This window comes from Clostridia bacterium (genome assembly GCA_034926675.1).
Lineage (GTDB): Bacteria > Bacillota > DTU025 > DTU025 > DTU025 > JAYFQW01.
This window is the reverse complement of record JAYFQW010000076.1, coordinates 1-18,229: the sequence shown is the minus strand read 5'-3', so window position 1 is coordinate 18,229 and position 18,229 is coordinate 1. Positions and strand designations below refer to the sequence as shown.

Genomic DNA, 18,229 nt, shown 5'->3' with positions numbered 1-18,229 from the left:
ACGGCGGGGGCCATTGAAGTCGTTCCTCAGTGTCCAGCGCCTATGCCCTTGCCCATGCCTGTGCCTCGGGCACTCCATGGAGTCCTACGCGTGCATCTCGGTGCACTTCAGAATGACTTCTCCACTTCATCAACAAGCTGACCAACGTAAGCGATGGCTTTTGTGACGGTGTCGGGGTCCTCAAGGTCTATGCCTGCGCGGCGCATCAGATCAAGGGGCTTCACGGAGCCGCCTGATTTCAGCACTTCAAGCCACCTGTTCACGGCGGGCTGCCCCTCCTCGTCGATGGCCTGCGCCATCAGCGTTGAGCAGGTTAGGCCGGCGGAGTAGGTGTAGGGGTATAGCCCCATGTAGTAATGGGGTTGGCGCATCCATGTGAGGCGGGCGCCTTCGTCTACTTCAACAAGTCCATCCCAGAACCTGTTCAGGATGTCGCCCTGGGTCGCAGAGAGCACTGATGCCGTTATGGGGGTCCCGGCTTCGGCGAGATCGTAGATTCGCCGCAACAGCTCAGCTTCGAGCATGTGCCTGACGTAGTCGTGGTAGTAAGTGCCCAGCACCTGCATGAGCACCCAGCGGCGCACGTTCCCATCGTTGTTCTGCGACAGCACATACTTGGCCAGAACCATCTCGTTGAATGTGGATGGGCCTTCCACAATGAACATGGACATGTCGATGTTCGCGAAGCGCTGGTTACGGGCGGTGAGCACATCCGCAACTGCGTGTCCTAGCTCGTGCGCAAGGGTGAACATGGAGCGAGCACGGTTGCCCCAGGTGGTGAGTACGTAAGGATGTGCGTCATAGGCGCTAGCGCAGAAGGCTCCTGTGGATTTGCCGACATTGTCGGCGCGGTCGATCCACCTGTCGGCAAGGGCGGTGCGGATGACCTGGGTGTACTCCTCGCCCATGATCTTGGCTGACTCGACTATCTGCTTGCCCGCTTCTTCGAAGCTCAGCTCGGGGTCGAACCCGGGGTCCAGCGGCGCCTCGATATCGCAGTACATGATCCTGTCCAGGCCTAGCACTCTCTTGCGGAGCTCAACATACCGGCGTATGTGAGGGGCGATGTCCCGCTGGATCACGTCCAGCAGAACGGTGTATGCAGCCATCGAGCTCTCCTGATGGTGCAGGAACATGTGGGTTGCCGACTTGAATCCGCGGACCTTCGCGAGCACAACGTTCTTCTTGATCTCCGTTCCGAACGCGCCTCCAAGCACGTTCTGGTAGGCAGACAGGCCGCGCGTGAAAGACGCAAATGCGTTGCGCCGGAGGACGGCATCGGACGACTTCTCCAGCGTAACCTCGTAGGCAGCGAACGAAACTGGCGCCTCGCGCCCCGTCGAATCGGTGACCGGCTCGAACTGCATGTCGGAGCTCTTGGCTCGATTGTAGAGCAAGTATGGCGCCTCCATGACCTCGCCGAGGGAGGCCAGGATCGCCTCGGTCTGCAGGGAGAGGACATGAGGCTTATTGCTGAGGACCTTCTCCAGGTAGCGCTGGAACGACTTCAGACCGGGTTCGGCCTCCAGGCATCGCTGTATGGTTCCGTCGGGAAGCCCTAGGACCTCGGGTTCGATGAACGACAGCCCGGCTCCGACGCGCGCGCGGGCGGCGGCGGCCCGTCCCGCCATGGCTTGGTTCGCGGGATCAGTTCCGTCGCCTGATAAGAGCATCTCTGCATATAACTCCACGTGGTAGAACCGCCGAGCAAGGGCCTCGGCCGCCTCGAGGCATTGCATTAGCGTAATCGGCCCTTCTGCGAGTCGACCGCGGTAGCGCGTTACCGTGGCGATTTCCGAGTCCACATTTGCTAACGCCGCTTCCCACTGGGCGATAGTCGGGAAAAGGTCTTCAAGCTGCCATGTCTCATCCTCTGGCACTTCTCTCCGAGTTAACCTTCCAGCCATTCGAACACCTCCGATGGTTTCCATGACGTTCAGGGCATCGGCTGCCCTCAGGACCGCGAATCACTGACCAGCGGGGTCAATTGATGTGTTCGAGAGTCTCACGCCGTCTCCTCCTATGGCCACGGGGGTATATTCGTATGCGGTCCAGAGAGCGTGGTTAAGCGTGCGCTTGGGCGAAGAAGTGACAATTGTGCCTATCGACGGCTTCGTCAATGGATAGGAATGCACAACTGCGGAGGTGTTGTGGACTACTTTGACGAATAGTCCCACCTAGCAGTGGAGTTTGAGTGGTGTTGCAGTTGGAAGAGTCGATTAGGTGCGTCCATGAAGGCCCAGTTGCAGCGGAATACCAACGCCGTTTGGAAATGTGGGCGAAGCTGAAAGAGGCTCGTGGGCCTCACGACGTTCATCCAGGCCTGCTCAGGGACCTAAGAGTCTACGGCGGCGGCCAGGGCATCTGGGTGGACAAGGCAATCACAGGCTCAGTGTCGCCAGACGGACGCGGTGTCACTGTAGGTCTGCTCCACACCGGTGAGCACCGCAACTACCTATCTGCTGACGGAGTCATCTATCACTATGCCAGGACGTCTCGTCCACTGGGCCGAGATCTTCAGGAGATCAGCGCCACGAAGAATGCTGGCCTCTTGAGGCTCCCCGTTTTCGTGGTCACGACGGCCGGGCCGGGCAAGTCCCTTCGCGACGTGCGCATAGGCTGGGTGGAGGACTGGGACGATGCCGGCGGGGCATTCCTTGTCATGTTCGGCGCGGTGGAACAGCCAATGGCTTGCGTCGCCCAAGACCCTGGACGGCTATTTCCACCAGCTCAGCCAGCCTGCGACTGCCTGCCGCATTCCAGCAAGCGCAGAGCCTCCAGCACCAGGTTTCGATTTGGCGTGTTCAGGCGTTATGGCTACAAATGCGCTGTGTGCAACATCGCAGTTCCAGAGCTGCTCGATGTCGTCAGCCTGAAGCCCAACCGCCGCAAGGCGGACGACGATCCCACGCATGGGCTTGTGCTTTGCGCACTACATCATAGAGCATACGAAGCAGGGCTGTTTGCCATAGACCCAGATACACTACATGTCGTCACACCCTCCAACGGACCAGATGCTGCTGCATTGAACGTGACACGCGCCGACCTGAGACATCTGCCCAAGGCAGCTGAGCCACAGGCCCTCGACGACACGCGCAACCAGCACTGATGATGCTCATGCAACTTTACACCCATGCAACTTTACACCCATGCGACGCAGACCCATGCGACGCAGGCTCATCCGACGCAGACCCATCAAACGCAGGCATGAAAAAGGAAAGGCGGCGCGGCGGCGCCGCCTACCGCATATGCGCTTGTACTCGTTCGGGCGAGCAGTCGCGGGTGACGGTGCCGGGATTCTCATTTTTGAGTGAAATGGCGGGTGCGGATTCTCATCCGTGAGGATTTCGCGGCGGCTTACGCTCAAAAATGGGAAACTCCGACCGTTCCCCGGGCGCGCGCCATCGAGGCGCGACTGAATGCCGTTAGTGGATCGCCAGTGCAAGAATGCCCGCGATGGGCAGAACGCGCGTAGCTGGACACAAAGGAATGGCGGGGGAAGGGCGGCGCGGCGGCGCCGCCTACCGCATATGCGCTTGTACTCGTTCGGGCGAGCAGTCGCGGGTGACGGCGCCGGGATTCTCATTTTTGAGTGAAATGGCGGGTGGAGATACTCATCCGTGAGGATTTTCCGGCGGATCACACTCAAAAATGGGAAACTCCGCCCGTTCTCCGGGCGCGCGCCATCGAGGCGCGACTGAATGCCGTTAGTGGATCGCCAGTGCAAGAATGCCCGCGATGGGCAGAACGCGCGTAGCTGGACATGAAGGAAGGCGGCGCGGCGGCGGTGCTTTGCGCGTCTGCTCCGGGTAGGATTCGACCAGGCAGCAGGCAGAGAGGCGCTAGAATAGCACCCGGATCTCCACGTCCAGTCCGGATGAGGCTGTGAGAGCAGCATCTTTCAGGCGGGCCAGGTAGGCTTCTGGTGAGGACCTGTAGCCTGCGAGGGCCCTTATTGCTTCCGGGCGCGCTACCCTGGTGAATCCCGATACTGCCGCAGGGTACGGGTTCATCCGGTCTACCAGAATCCTGGATACTCCCGCTTCCGACAAGCGCTTCATCATGGCCTCCAGCGCCGTCAGTGAATCGCTGTAGTAGGGAAGAACAGGACTGATGAAACCCCAGGTGGGAATCGATTCACTGGACAGCCGCTCCAGGGCCTGAAGCCTCAAGCTCGGAGGGGATGCGCCAGGTTCGACGAGCCTAGCAAGGGAATCGTCCAGAGTGGTTATGGTCATGCCAACCTCACTGCCGGGGAGATCCCTGAGTATGGGGATGTCCCTCACGACCAGAGCGGATTTGGTCAGTATGGATGCTCTGGGAATGACGGGACGAACTGCATTCGCCCGGAGATTCGCCCGGGGATTTGCCACAGAATCTGCCACAGAATCTGCCCCAGGATCTGCTCCCGGACTGCAGTTGGCAGCCCTGGCCAGCGCCTCGAGACAGGCGCGCGTCAGCTGGCAAGTGCCCTCGAGAGGCTGATAAGGATCGGTTACGCTAGAGATGGTGATCGTGGGTGCGACTGGCGGCGCCGATGCCTCGGGGATGTTCACAAGCACTCCCTGGCCGTCTGGCCTCCGTTTGCTCTGCCGCGAGATCAGGCGCGTGACCTCTTTCTCGAGGACATCCGGGATGTTCACCTTGGCATCCACCCAGCTCCCCCAGGCGCCAGTGTGGCTCGAGAACCTGGTCATGAACGATGCGTAGCAGTACACGCATGCATGGGCACATCCAACGTACGGGTTGAGAGCGTACTCCACCCCTGGGATTCCAGTGCGGGTCAGCGCAGACTTGCATGAAGTCTCCTGTATGGTCACCCCATCTGAACACACAGCCTTCCTAGCCCAGCTTGGCCACGATCATGAGCTCCATCTCATCCATAAGAAGAGGCCTGCGTCCCCACTGACCCGCGGTGCCGCCCCAGATATGCTCTACAGTAAGCCCGGCTATTTCAAGCATCAAGGTGAGTTCCATTGCGGTGAACCCGTTTTCCATCACCGTGACCGATGCATTAAAGACGGACGTTGCTCGAAAAGGCGACTTGGCTCTAGATCGTCTGAGGACTGCAAGTGCTGCTGCCGGAATCGCCCGGATTCGTTGGCGTTGAACGAATCAACTAGATATTCGCGTTGCAGGTTGGCACACCTCTCATCAACTGTGCAAGAGCGACTATTGCTCCACCCAGGGAGCCCGCGGGGAGGGCAGCGCCGATTCCCATCGTCCCGAGAAAACCGAAAGAGCCCTAACCCAGTGGGATTAGGGCTCCTGCCTCTGGGTGGAACAGCGACTAGAACTTGACCTTCATCAGGTCCGCTGCTGGCCCATTGGCATTCAGGTATGGCGTGAGGGTCTTCCACGGGACGATGGAAACATACACGCCTTCTGCGTAAGAACCCATTTCGTACGGTCCGAAGTAGAAGGCGATCCCCTTGGGGAGGAGGACGAACCGCTCCAGGGACTCCTCAGGCACGCTCTGCACTTCTCCGCTGGCCACGAATGCCGCGCCCTGGGCCTTGAGATCGGCAAGAATATGCTTCTCGATGGCCTTCTGATAGCCAGATCCGTTCAACAGAACATCCTGCAGGTACACCCTTTTGGGAGTGCCGTTCTGCATCCATGTGTTGATCGATTCGTAGGCCGTCATACCATGCGCGCCGCCGGAGAATGTATAGATCTCGTGCATCATGCTGATCACACTGTCCGACCAGTAGACGACCTTGCCAAATGTGGACACAGCCCAGCGCTGATCGCCTCTATCAGGGTCGCTGGGGTCGGGGGCGTACTCCAAGGGGAGATCAGCCAAAGCGGCTTTCTGGGCTGCTGCTGATACAGATGCCGCCAGATCCTCTGCAGATGAGGCGATCCGGGTTCTCGCCGAGAATACCGGCAGGGAGCTATCTACATCTACGATCCTGTGCTCCACCCGGGCATCCCATACGTATGAGGCGACTGGTTCAAGGGCGATGCTGAAGGACCTCGATTCATCTGGCGACGTCCAGGTTCCTGTGACTCTTCCCGTCGCCATGTCTATCTTTCCCGTCCACTTGCCAGTGACGTGATCCCATCTCTCATACTCCGAAGCGTCGAATGCGGTTCCTTTGAGGTCTCCGTATATCTCCAGAAGCTTCCCGGACGAGAGGTAGTAGTACTCTCCCATGACCTGTGAGTTGATGATCCTGATATCCGCCTGAATGGCATATGAGGCCTTAGAGTCTCCTATGCTCCCGGCGAGGCGCCATCCTCTGGGAATGCCTGTCCATGCGTCAGCCGCTGCCGCGTGGGCCACGCTGGCGCCGCTGCAGGCCCCGAACACCATGAAGGCCAGGAGCGCTGCTGCGATGATCTGAACCGTCCGTGTTCTCATGCCACCATCCCTCGCTATCTCACGAATACTGTACACCATTGTGAGACGATGCCGAGCGCCGGAAAGATCCCGTAGGCAAACCCATCATGCACAGGCCATTCATCCAGAGGCTGCGCAACAGAGGCCGGGTTGGCGTGGACCGCCCGCCGCCCACGCAGAAGGAGGCGGGACTGTCCGCCTCCTCTGTTGATCCAGACCCACGGTGGAGTGCTGCTGGCCTCGGCGGCGCTTTGGCCAAGAGGGCTGAGAGCAGGACCAAGACGTCGTCGCCCTAGATGCAGATGCCGAAGAAGAAGATCAGGATGAACAGGATGATGAGCGAGATCACAGCAAGCGCGATCAGCCACCAGAGCCACCAGGGAACGAAGAAGACACATGCCGCCTTCGCATCCGACATTATTTGCTCACCTCCGCGAAGATGTGAATTCGGGTCAAGTCAATCAGCTATCGACCAGGCTATATGCCTAGGATCACGAAGATGAACCACAGCAGTATGGCGATCGTGAGAAGTATAAGCAGGATGCGGATTATCCAGTTGAGCCACCAGAGGAAACAGAACTTCTCCGCCTTGACATCAGCCATCTGTTTTCACCTCCACATCTAGTGTGGTTCATGTTATGCCTCCCATCAGCACATGGAACAGTACAGATGGACTAACCATGCAGTTCAGTTGTCACTCGGTGTGGGGGGCATGGGGTGGGGCAGATATGTCTCAGGATGCCGGGTTCACAGTTCTTGGGAAATTGCGATGGAGCGCGAATCTACGATGATATCCTGAAAATGCAGAGGATGAACCAAGGAAACTGGCGAATAATGCACATAAGACCATTAGTTCCAGATTAGGGACCGCAGGCTGAACGCCAATGAAAACGGGCGCGCCCCGGGCCTTCTCCATGATCTTGGGGATTTCCCGATGCATTCCAGAGGCGTCTATCGGGTGCGTCGATCAAGAGGTGGACCACTCGACTGCCTAAGTAAACCCAATGCCCATGTGATAATACTCCATTTGATTGCCACACATTACAAGCATAGAGTCACATCCGATCGGAGTGATGACCAGTGCGTCTGGAGATCTACCTTGAACCGGAATCGGCGGAGCTTGTGCTTCCTATTCATTACAACTACGTCGTTCAGTCTGCGATATACTCTCTTCTTGACTTGGCCCAGGCAGAATTCCTTCACAACGTAGGCTTTTCTGCTGGCGGTCGCGTTTTCAAGGGGTTCACGTTCTCGCGGCTAATGGGGCAGTTCAGCCTGCAACCACAAGCAGGCGCCATAGTCTTCACTGGTCGGCTTCGTCTTGTGATCTCTTCACCTATAAAGGGATTCTGCGATGCCCTGGCTACTCGCCTTCTGGTGGGCGGCGGCGTTCGGCTACACAGTTCCAGTGTCCGCACAGTCAGTGTCACGGCAAGTGAACCGAAGGTCCAATCTGAATCGATCGCTGTGCGCACCCTCTCTCCGGTAGTGTCATACAGCACCATGCAGAAGGCTGACGGGTCGCGATACACTGTCTACTATCAGCCTGGCGAACCGGAATTCGCCAGGCTGGCGTCAGCTAATCTGATCAAAAAGGCCCAGGCGCTAGCCGGTCTCACATCGATTGCGGGCGAGGCAACAGTCCGTCCTGTGGAACAGCTCAGGATGAGCATTATAGATTATAAAGGAACAGTCATAAAGGGCTACTCAGGGCGTCTTGGCCTTCAAGGGCCCAGCGTTCTGCTTCAAATGGCGCTCGACGCAGGGCTAGGTTCTAAAAATTCCCAGGGTTTCGGATGTTTGGAATACGCTCCGGAGGGGGGATCCCATGCTAATCGAGAGCCTGATAAGGCTTGGAAGGCCTCTGGTGGCTGGCGGCAGCAACGCGGATGAGATCGTCAAACAGATCACCGATGTTGCCCAGGACAGAGCTGCACGTTTCTTCAGCAATGTATTCGCGATAGAGATAGATCCGTCGCCAGGGGAGTTCAGCGCGGCAGCGCTTCCCACCCAGCAATGGGGGGAGTACCAGCCAATCAGTCCGACTTCCAAGAAGACCAGGTTCGTAACGGATCTTACGAGGGCTGTCGGGGCTCCTTTTGTCCTGCCGATGGGGGGGAACCCCACACTCGCCCAGGGCGCTTACGGGGTGCCGGTGTATCCTATCTACTCTCACACCGTAAGCTCCATAGCTCAGGCTCAGTCTGATGACGACGCAGCCAAACTGGCAGGAGACTTCGTTGCCCTTCGTGCCCAGCGTACATCCACGCTGAAGCTCACAGATTCCCAGCTGACTATCATCGGAAAGAGACTCGCAGAGGCCGTTAGGTCCCTTGGTATAACGACAGACGACAAGACGGCGCCTGATGGCCTGGTGATACTGGCGGTGTTAACCCCCAATGGCCCTTTCTCCCGAATGGACCGGATGCCCATCCCCGGATCTGGAAAAGCGCTAGTCGGGAACTCGATGCTCCATCCCGGTGCATACATCGTGACTGACCTCGACAAAGTGGTGGAGCCTTTCTGGGCAGCGAAGATCGAAGAGGGCGCCACCGGCGGGGAACTCACCGGGGTCGACGCCGTGTGCTCGGTGTGTGGCAGCACCGGCCACGTTGTATCGTCCTACTGCAAGGCCTGGCCATGGATGTCCCCAACATGGGAACCTCCATTTGCCGCTGTATGGGCGGCTGAGAAGAAGGGCAACGATATCGACCGAATGGTGTATGGGATTGCTCTTTGCGACAGCTGCTATAAGGCGCTCACTTATGGAGCCAACGTCTTTCTCAAACTCGCTGCCAGGATAGACAACTGGCTCGTGAAAGAGCTGTTCTCGCCGTCTGCAAGTCCCGGAGGCAAAGAGACTGCCCGGCAGTCGGCGAATGTGGAGTCCATACTGGGCTCGGCCATTGCCCTCCCGATTCTTGACCGGTTCATCGACGATCCCCATAAGCAGCAGATGTTTGTCACCACCGTAGGCGAGTTGCTCTCCAGAGACCGTGCCAAGTCCAGAGAGGAAAGGCATTTGAAGGCCATCACCGGCCTCGAATGCTACCTGCCGGAGGGCTTCGACAGGGATGATTTCCGTCTCACCGTAACCTACTTCAGTGGGAGCGTGTCCAAGGGCGACATTCACCTAAGGTCTACGATAGAGGATGTGATCCCGTCCACTGCGATCGAACTCACTCGGATAGTGCGGAAGGCGTCGTACATGGCCGAGCCATTGATCTCAGCGGTGAAGGGCAGAGAGGCGACCGATAAGGAGATGGGTTACCTACTGTCGCGGTATGGCTCGCTGCCGTACATGTTGGCTACGGCCTACGGGGGCCCGTATCTCTGGAGTTCTCTTTCGCGAGCCCTACACAGAGAACCTCTGAGCCGGTCGAGGTTCATTATGAACAGCGCACTGCGCATGAGCGCTGCGGCGCGCCATGGGGCCGGTGGGTCGACCGGAAACCAGCAACAGGCCAGGGCCAGACTGCAGGATGAAGTGATGTTCTACCTGGCATTCAGGGAGTTCCTGGGCGAATATGAGAAGAAGCTGTCTGGAGGTTCGAAGGAGGGAGACGTTCAGGCCATGCGCGATTGGAGAGAACTCGTGCGAATGATGTCGTCGGGCGCACCTGCGGACATGCACTTCGGAGATTCCGAGGAATTGGGTTTCGCATGTGGATACCTAACGGGGCTTTTCTCGCGGCAGTACTGGATCAAGACAAAGGTTGGCGATAGGGGCAAGGACTTCCTCAAACACCGAGTGATGACTTTTGGAACTGACCTCACCCCCAGTGTTCTGTACTCTAGAGGGCTCGCTAGGATGGAAGAGCTCTCGAGGAGGCTCGATTTTCACCTGTCAGAGGATTTTCGAACCCGGCTTGGCATCGCCCTAGCGGAGTATCCGAGGATGAAGGACGTTGTCGCGAGAGACCCTCACTCCTTCATTGCAGCATTCTGGTCGGGATATAACCTGTGCGGGTTCGCCAAGACGGTCCAGTCCGACGATGTGGCCACAGAGAGCGCGATCGCGAGTTTGCAGAATCAATGACTCTTAAACGGAGGGATGAATCGTGAACGTTAGGACCAGTGAGATTCTGTTTGTGAAGAGCGTTAAGGATGGGATCCCGAACAGGGATCCTCTCGGCGAGAGTGATGCCAGGCGGATCTTTGGGGAGGAAGACGGAAGAATATCCCTGTCTGATGTGAGCATCAAGCGAGACGTCCGCGACTATGTACTTGCTAAGTACTCCGACGGCGGGCCGGGCAAACGGTATTTTGTGTTCTGCCGAGAGGAACGGCGCGACGACGGTAAGCTGCTCGGCAGGGAAAGCTTGGCCAAGGCAATACTTGAGCGTGCTGGCCGAGCCGACGACAAGAATGCCCGACAAGCTCTCATGAAGAGTGCCTTCGATGCCAGAACCTTCGGAATGGTGTACAGCGTGAAGGGCGATGCTGGGTTCCATCAGACCGGTCCTGTCCAGTTCGGTTGGGCGCACTCTCTGCATCCTGTGGAGACAAAGTACGTCCAGGGCACGGTAGTCATGCCCAGCGACGAAGGGCGCGTTACTGACCAGGGTGAAGAGGGCGGAAAGGCTCAAGGCACCATCTGGACTACATACACTCTTCCGTTTGCAGTATTTGCGATGCCGGCTGTGATAAACGCCACTATCGCCGACAACACCGGCATGACCGAAGACGACGTTGAGCTGCTCCTCGAGGGGCTCTGGCGCGGAACCTTGCACAGGCAGGCCAGGGGACGGGGCTTTCAGCAGCCCGTCATGATGGTCCATGTAGAGTATAGCGATCCATTCTTCCGTATCGGATATTTGGAGGACCGGATAAGGCTTTCGCCTGACCGCGACGCGTGGCTCGGGACACGTCCTCCGACGTCACTCAACGAGGTAACGCTGGATATCTCCAAGCTTGGCCAGGCATTGAAGGACTGTCCCAAGGTGGCAAGGGTGAGGCGATGGGTCAATCCGGAAACTAGTATCGTAGGAGAACTGCCAGGAGAGGTCGCGTCGACATGGTAGTACTCGTTTTCGAACTCAGAGGGAAGATGGCGCATTTCCGCCGTCCGGACACTTCGGTGACCCACGCCACCTACCCGTTTATCTCCAGGACCGCGCTCCTTGGCATGATGGCGTCGGTCCTGGGTAAACCATCCCTCGAGGGCGAGAACGTGGTGGGGATCGAGCTCTTGTCTCCCCCTGCTACAGTGGTACAGGAGATGTCGCTCCTCGGCAAAGGGTGGATGGGGGAACCAAAGAGCACGTTCAGCAGGCCTACTTCGGTGGAGTTTGTGGTGAACCCCCACTACAGGGTGTACTACTCCGGCCAGCATGCTGGGAAGCTGGCCGGGATGATGGCCGCCGGGCAGAGCGTGTATCACACTTACCTCGGAAGTGCGTTCTGCCCCACGGTTCCTGATAGCCCAGTGATTGACGAATTCCGGGAAATCCCGCTGGCTACTGTCGATGAGCTTTCATGCCGCACAGTACTACCGAGTTACGTGGTGGACAGACTCATCCCAGAAAGCGGCGCCCGATACGGTCGTGTCGGCGGAATGCTGCATCAATGCGTCGACCCAGACCAGCGGAGATTCCGCGGCGCGGTCAACTTGGTATATGAGGCGTCGGGTAAGCCTATCCGGTTCATGCCTGTCGCAAACACCGAGAGAGCCCAGGGGCTGTGCTCTATTGTGCGACTCCATGATGGGACGGTGGCCGCGCTTTGGTGATGAGAGGAATCATCCCGTTCGATCAGTGCTGGGCACGTCCTCGTAATGAACAGGGCGAGTTCAGGTTGCTTTCAGACCACTTGCTCTATGTGGCCCGTGGATGCGGAGAACCTGAAGGCGATGCTCTGTCGAGAATCCGCTTTCTGGGCGGGCTCATGCACGATGCGGGCAAAGCCCGGGCCAGCTGGCAAAGATACATCCGCAGGCAATCTAGGGAGTCTTCCAATCACTCCCCACTAGGATCTGCCCTCTTCTTCTACGTAGCGATGAAGACTATCGATCAGCGGGGAATCTGGCGGGACAGTGGTATTGACGCTGACGCGGACACTCGAAGGCTCGTCCTGCAGATATCCCGAGACATCTACGACCACCACGGCGAGCTGCGTGACATAAACGAGGAACCCCCTTGGATCAACATAGACGTTTACCGACACGCTGCCGAATGCGACCTAGATGGTTTCGCCGATTTCGTTGGCACATGCCTCTCGGGTGTATTGTTCGACGTGGACAGATTCCCCGACTGGGTTCGGGAAGAGGCCGAGGATGCATGGCGCCGGTGGCATGCATCCTCGCAAATACAGTGCCGGGCAGCATTGTCGAACTCTAGGCAGCGCTATGTAGACTCCGCGTCGAAGTGCGTCAGGATGAACACTGCGGCTATGGTAGCCGCTGATCGTTTGGACGCGGCTGGCGTCAGTGCGGACTTCGAGTATCCGATCATCACAGCGAAGAAGGCCGATAAGGCTCTACGTCTTCTATCTGACTATTGCACTTCCCGAGCGGAAGCGCTGGCGTTTGGCGGCAGTTCGCAGTCCATAGTGGATACCCGCGGAGCCCTCCAGGATCAGTGCGTCCAGCGATTCCACCACGCCCTAGCCGATAAGCCTGATGCTCGCGTGTTCACCCTCGTGCTTCCCACCGGAATGGGCAAGACCGTCACGTCCACGCGTGTTGCGCTCGAAGCCTGTAAGGATGGGCTATGCGAGCGGATAGTATACGTGGCTCCGTACATGTCGATACTGTCTCAAGCGTCCAGAGAGATACGCAGGGCCACCGGCATACGAGCCATGGAGCATCACCATCTCTCAGTGATCGGACCTGATGGAAAGGAACGTGCATACGAAGAAGGTGTCTCCGAGGATGAAGGCGCCGTGATGTTGGATTCATGGGCGGCGTCCGTGGTGGCCACCACCTTCAATCAGTACTTCCGCGCCCTCTTCCCATCAAGGGCTCAGCAAACCATGCGGATCAAGGCCCTCCGTCGAGCCTTCATAGTCATCGACGAACCGCAGGTCATTGACCACGCTTCTTGGACGGTGTTCCTGGCCATGCTGGAGGCAACAGCTAGATCATGTGACGCGAGAGTGCTGCTCTCAACCGCCACTCTGCCTCCCCTCCAGCTTGGCCTTTCTGAGCCAGCGGTTGCGCTAGCCCCTGACGCCATAGACTTGCCGAGCCATAACAGATACAAGATCGAGGTGAGTGAAATCGCGGTCGATGAGGCTGGTGCAGCAAGCATGGCAGCTGAAGCCCTTCGTAAGCTGATGGAAGAGAACAATTTCCCTGCTGTGGCAGTTGTGATGAATACCGTGGGTGACGCTTATCGAGTGTATAGCGAGGCATGCAAGCTCGTCGGAAGTCGGTCGTGTCGGCTTCTCACCGCATGCATGACGGGCCCCCACAAGGCTTCGAAAATACGGAGACTCCAGCGAGACCTCAGCCGCCGCAAACCCTTGCTGGCCGTATGCACTCAGATAATCGAGTGCGGTGTGGACCTTAGCTTCCCCCGGATCATCAGGGCACTTCCCATCATCCCGTCCATAGTTCAGGCCGCCGGGCGAGTGAACCGCCATGGGGAGATGGCAGGAGGTGTGGTTACGGTGTTTCCGTTCGCCCGTAGCTCCGATGGCAAGGATACTCGGGAGTTCATTTATCGGCCCAGGGCACTGCTGCAGGCCACCGACGCATGCACCAAATCCCACTCGAGCTGGGACGAACCTGAGTCTAGGGAGATAGTGGGCGACTACTACGCAGAGCTAATGGCACGGACTACTGCTACCGGTCCGCTCGATAGACTGGTGGACGCTGCACTCGGAGAATGGTCGGCTCTAGGCCGCCCGGACCCCTTTGGCCAAGACTACCCACAAGCTAGCGTTTTCGTGCCCTTCGGCGTGAGTCTCCTGGGGAGTCGTGTAAGGGCTCTTCTCGATTTCTTCGCTCCGTCAGGCCTGATGCAGCTCTATGAGCGATATCTGGATCCGCACTACCGCAATAGCCTGTCATTCCGCCAGCGCAAACAGTTCATGGCCGTGCTGCAGCATTTCATAGTCCCGTTGGATGCCAAAGCCACCGTAGGCCGGGTCGCGTTCGACAGGGAACATCCCATTGGCATCCTGTCCGATGTGAACAGCTACTCCCGGGCCACCGGCCTCGCTCAGTTCAAGGCGGCGCCCGGCGAGGAGGATCCATCGGGCAGGTTCATGATCTGACAAGAGCTCAGCGGTTGTGCTCGTACCTGAAACGGAGGCGACATGGGTGGGTGAGATGGCAAGTGATGACATGCACGTTACTGGAACGCTAGTATGGTATTACTACATCTGCCAACGCCAAGTGTGGCTCATGGCCCATCAGGTGAATCCGGATGAGGACAACCCGTCTATAGACCTAGGCAGGTTCCTTCATGAGCACGTGTACGAGCGTGAGAAGAAGGAGATCTCCCTTCCAGGGATGAGGCTTGATGTCTTGTCCGAAAAGGATGGCAGGCTCGTGGTAGGGGAGATCAAGAAGAGCATGCGCGGCGAGAAGAGTGCTAGGATGCAGTTGCTGTTCTATTTGGACGAGCTTGACCGCGCCGGTGTCAGCGCTGTCGGGGAGCTTCGATTTCCTGAACAGCGCAAACGGGAACGCGTAACCCTAGACGAGGCGAGTCACACAGAGTTGGACAGGGCGCGACGTGACATATTCCGGATCATGTATCTCTCGGAACCGCCGGCGCCGGAGAAGATCAGGTACTGCCGGGGCTGTGGCTATGCGGAACTGTGCTGGTCATGAAAGGTGGGTTGCTCAGTGAAGCGCACCTTCTACCTTTTCTCAAACGGCGAGCTAAAGCGGAAAGACAACACCATCTACTTCGAGACGGAGAACGGTGAAAAGAGATTCCTGCCTGTGGAGGACATCAGCGAGATCATGGCCTTCGGCGAGGTAAGCCTGAACAAGCGACTCCTCGAGTTCCTGTCACAAAGTGAGATCATCGTTCACTACTTCAACTACTACGGATACTACATGGGCACGTTCTATCCTAGAGAGCACATGAATTCCGGATACATGACGCTGCGGCAGGCCGAGCACTATCTCGATGATTCTAAGAGGCTGGATCTCGCCAAGAGGTTCGTTAAAGGCGCGGCGGACAACATGCTCCGCGTGGTGAAATACTACGAGAAACGTGAGAAGGACATCAGTAATGTACGGGAGGAGATCGAACGGCGTCGGGCGGACATCTCTGACTGCGATAACGGCGAAACGCTGATGGCGATCGAGGGCAATGTCAGGAACACCTACTACGAAGCGTTCGACGCCATAGTTGGCCAGCCTGCGTTCGCGTTTGAGTCCAGAACCAGACGGCCGCCGAGGAACTACATGAACACACTGATCAGCTTCGGAAACTCGATGATGTACTCAGTAGTTCTGAGCCAGATCTATCGCACACATCTCGACCCGAGAATCGGGTACCTTCATGCAACGAACTTCAGGAGGTTCACTTTGAACCTGGACGTTGCCGAGATCTTCAAACCCATCATAGTGGACCGTATCATATTCACTCTGCTTGGGAGAAGGCAACTATCTGAGAACGACTTCGTGAAGGGCACTGAGGGCGTAGTAATGAAGGAAAACGCTCGCAAGATGTTTGTTGAGGAATTCGACCAGAAACTCCAGACCACGCAGAACTACAAGAGCCTCAACCGCCAGGTGTCGTACAGACATCTCATTCGGCTGGAGCTCTACAAGCTGGAGAAGCACCTCATGGGTGAAAAGCAGTATGACCCCTATGTTGCTGCTTGGTAGGTGCAGATTAATGTTTGTGATACTCGTTTACGACATCAAACAAGTACGGGTCACCAAGGTGCTGAAGAAGTGCCGAGAGTATCTCTACTGGGTCCAGAATTCCGTCTTCGAAGGTGAGATTACCGGGGCCGGCCTTAAGAAGCTGAAAATGGAGCTTGGGCACATCATGCACCCAGAGGAGGACTCCGTGATTATCTACAATCTTAGGACGACCAAGTACTACTCCCGCGAGATCATGGGCGTGGAAAAGGGCGGGATGGATCAGATAATCTGAGGAAGCAACGCTGAACGCTGACTGAGTGGGCCAGCGAGGGTGCGGCATGTAGCAGATTGTAAGCTAGCGATAATGCAGGTAGTCACGTAGTGGCATACTCCGGGCTCACTGAGGTGGCTCTTGAGGCCGTCTCGCCAGAAATGCGGTCTGCGCCGCCTGCAGATGACGTACGCCAGTGCTGTGGTCTTCTACTGGTGTGCAGGGCGGCGATTTGCTGTGCTGTCGACCTGTAGTAGCGTATAAACCCCCGGGGATCGACAACTGAAGAACCGAATGCTAATATCGCTTTAGCAGGGTTTCACAGGTATCTTTGCTGGATTAAACGCAGAATGCGGAGACTGTGCAGCGGCGAATGCCTGCTCAAATCGGTTTTTAGCCTACCTATGAGGAATTGAAACGATGGTAGAGGGCCTCAATGCACTCCGCCGGCAGTGGGTTTTTAGCCTACCTATGAGGAATTGAAACTCCGTATGGGGATTGGATATGACTCTTACAGCGCAGTGTTTTTAGCCTACCTATGAGGAATTGAAACGCGGATGTTGCGTCCGTGCACGAGCTCGTCATATGGTTTTTAGCCTACCTATGAGGAATTGAAACCAATCACGTCGCCTTGCTGTGCGCCTAGCCAATGAGGTTTTTAGCCTACCTATGAGGAATTGAAACACACCAACAACCCGCACAAGAGCTACGGCATCAACGAGTTTTTAGCCTACCTATGAGGAATTGAAACTTCGCAAGGCCCTGGCGCGTCCCGAAGCTGATGATGAGTTTTTAGCCTACCTATGAGGAATTGAAACGCCCACACTAGCCTAGATCCACCGGCGCGATAAGACGTTTTTAGCCTACCTATGAGGAATTGAAACTCTTGAATGCTCATCGTGGTCGCCTCCCGTATGATCGTTTTTAGCCTACCTATGAGGAATTGAAACGCTATGGCGAGCCCTGTCGGGCCGGCCCTACTACGAGTTTTTAGCCTACCTATGAGGAATTGAAACTGTGGGGGCTGGCGCAAGCTGGCCCCCAAGGAGGAGTCGTTTTTAGCCTACCTATGAGGAATTGAAACATGGGGACATCGTTTCGTGGTATGGGTCGTTCTCGCAGGTTTTTAGCCTACCTATGAGGAATTGAAACATCGTGCTCAATATGGATGAGCGCAGGACGCTCTACAGGTTTTTAGCCTACCTATGAGGAATTGAAACCTGCCCTCCTCTCTGATGTAGAGAGTCGCGCCGGTCCGGTTTTTAGCCTACCTATGAGGAATTGAAACCCGCCGATCATGCGCGTTGTGCAGCCCGGATATGTTGGGTTTTTAGCCTACCTATGAGGAATTGAAACATCGCAAGGGCAACGAGAACCGTCTTGGATGCCCTGGTTTTTAGCCTACCTATGAGGAATTGAAACCGGTAATCCGCACTCCAGCCTATCCGCGGCAGATGCGTTTTTAGCCTACCTATGAGGAATTGAAACTCTGCTTGTTTACGCCCCCAGACTTGCCCCACTACGGTTTTTAGCCTACCTATGAGGAATTGAAACTGGAGCATTGGGTGTACCTTGCTCCATCCTCAGCAAGGTTTTTAGCCTACCTATGAGGAATTGAAACCCTCAATCTGCGGCGATACTGCCGACACGCGCGCAACGTTTTTAGCCTACCTATGAGGAATTGAAACTGGCATCGGCGGTCACGTCTTGTCAAGTGGTGTAAATTGCCGCTGTGATTCTCCTCAGATCCAGACTCCCGAATCTCCTCTAGTCTCATCGCTTGTCCCAGCTCTTCCGGTATGTGCGTCACATCTGCGAAACTGCTGAGCGTTGACGG

The 18,229-nt window shown here is 56.9% G+C and carries 15 protein-coding genes and 1 CRISPR repeat array; of the genes, 9 read left to right on the top strand and 6 right to left on the bottom strand.

What is annotated here, in order from left to right; translation table 11 throughout:
* Positions 1-107: 107 nt before the first annotated feature.
* Positions 108-1,907, bottom strand: a complete 1,800-nt coding sequence (gene pepF, locus VB144_14535) for an oligoendopeptidase F (protein ID MEA4884846.1) — start codon at positions 1,905-1,907, stop codon at positions 108-110.
* Between the two features lie 290 nt (positions 1,908-2,197).
* Here pepF and VB144_14530 point away from each other — a divergent pair, with 290 nt between their 5' ends.
* On the top strand, positions 2,198-3,109 hold the full coding sequence (locus VB144_14530; GenBank protein ID MEA4884845.1) for an HNH endonuclease: 912 nt from the start codon (positions 2,198-2,200) through the stop codon (positions 3,107-3,109).
* A 733-nt stretch (positions 3,110-3,842) separates the two neighbouring features.
* Here VB144_14530 and VB144_14525 read toward each other — a convergent pair.
* From VB144_14525 to VB144_14505, 5 genes are all read right to left on the bottom strand, one after another.
* Positions 3,843-4,835 carry a radical SAM protein gene (locus VB144_14525; GenBank protein ID MEA4884844.1) on the bottom strand — a complete coding sequence of 331 codons (993 nt, stop codon included), beginning with the start codon at positions 4,833-4,835 and terminating at the stop codon, positions 3,843-3,845.
* 7 nt (positions 4,836-4,842) lie between these two features.
* Entirely contained in the window at positions 4,843-4,977 is a 135-nt protein-coding gene (locus VB144_14520; GenBank protein MEA4884843.1) for a hypothetical protein, read from the bottom strand.
* A gap of 313 nt (positions 4,978-5,290) precedes the next feature.
* Positions 5,291-6,367 carry a DUF3298 domain-containing protein gene (locus VB144_14515; protein MEA4884842.1) on the bottom strand — a complete coding sequence of 359 codons (1,077 nt, stop codon included), beginning with the start codon at positions 6,365-6,367 and terminating at the stop codon, positions 5,291-5,293.
* A 271-nt stretch (positions 6,368-6,638) separates the two neighbouring features.
* On the bottom strand, positions 6,639-6,764 hold the full coding sequence (locus VB144_14510) for a hypothetical protein (GenBank protein ID MEA4884841.1): 126 nt from the start codon (positions 6,762-6,764) through the stop codon (positions 6,639-6,641).
* A 59-nt stretch (positions 6,765-6,823) separates the two neighbouring features.
* Positions 6,824-6,949, bottom strand: a complete 126-nt coding sequence (locus VB144_14505; protein ID MEA4884840.1) for a hypothetical protein — start codon at positions 6,947-6,949, stop codon at positions 6,824-6,826.
* 477 nt (positions 6,950-7,426) lie between these two features.
* Here VB144_14505 and cas6 point away from each other — a divergent pair, with 477 nt between their 5' ends.
* Genes cas6 through cas2 form a run of 8 tightly spaced genes read left to right on the top strand, consistent with a single transcriptional unit; the run spans position 7,427 to position 16,413 of the window.
* Entirely contained in the window at positions 7,427-8,239 is an 813-nt protein-coding gene (gene cas6, locus VB144_14500) for a CRISPR-associated endoribonuclease Cas6 (protein MEA4884839.1), read from the top strand.
* On the top strand, positions 8,175-10,385 hold the full coding sequence (locus VB144_14495; protein MEA4884838.1) for a hypothetical protein: 2,211 nt from the start codon (positions 8,175-8,177) through the stop codon (positions 10,383-10,385). The genes cas6 and VB144_14495 overlap by 65 nt, the downstream gene beginning before the upstream one ends.
* Before the next feature lie 22 nt (positions 10,386-10,407).
* Positions 10,408-11,370, top strand: coding sequence for a type I CRISPR-associated protein Cas7 (locus VB144_14490; GenBank protein ID MEA4884837.1), 963 nt, complete (start codon positions 10,408-10,410; stop codon positions 11,368-11,370).
* Entirely contained in the window at positions 11,364-12,077 is a 714-nt protein-coding gene (gene cas5, locus VB144_14485; protein MEA4884836.1) for a CRISPR-associated protein Cas5, read from the top strand. The genes VB144_14490 and cas5 overlap by 7 nt, the downstream gene beginning before the upstream one ends.
* Positions 12,077-14,566, top strand: coding sequence for a CRISPR-associated helicase Cas3' (gene cas3, locus VB144_14480; GenBank protein MEA4884835.1), 2,490 nt, complete (start codon positions 12,077-12,079; stop codon positions 14,564-14,566). Before cas5 ends, cas3 begins: the two co-directional genes overlap by 1 nt.
* A 55-nt stretch (positions 14,567-14,621) precedes the next feature.
* Positions 14,622-15,128, top strand: coding sequence for a CRISPR-associated protein Cas4 (cas4, locus tag VB144_14475; protein MEA4884834.1), 507 nt, complete (start codon positions 14,622-14,624; stop codon positions 15,126-15,128).
* 15 nt (positions 15,129-15,143) lie between these two features.
* Positions 15,144-16,139, top strand: coding sequence for a type I-B CRISPR-associated endonuclease Cas1b (gene cas1b / locus VB144_14470; protein MEA4884833.1), 996 nt, complete (start codon positions 15,144-15,146; stop codon positions 16,137-16,139).
* A 10-nt stretch (positions 16,140-16,149) separates the two neighbouring features.
* Complete coding sequence (gene cas2 / locus VB144_14465; GenBank protein ID MEA4884832.1) at positions 16,150-16,413, top strand: CRISPR-associated endonuclease Cas2; 264 nt, start codon at positions 16,150-16,152, stop codon at positions 16,411-16,413.
* Between the two features lie 368 nt (positions 16,414-16,781).
* Positions 16,782-18,080: a CRISPR direct-repeat array (repeat unit 30 nt; unit sequence GTTTTTAGCCTACCTATGAGGAATTGAAAC).
* Between the last annotated feature and the right edge of the window lie 149 nt (positions 18,081-18,229).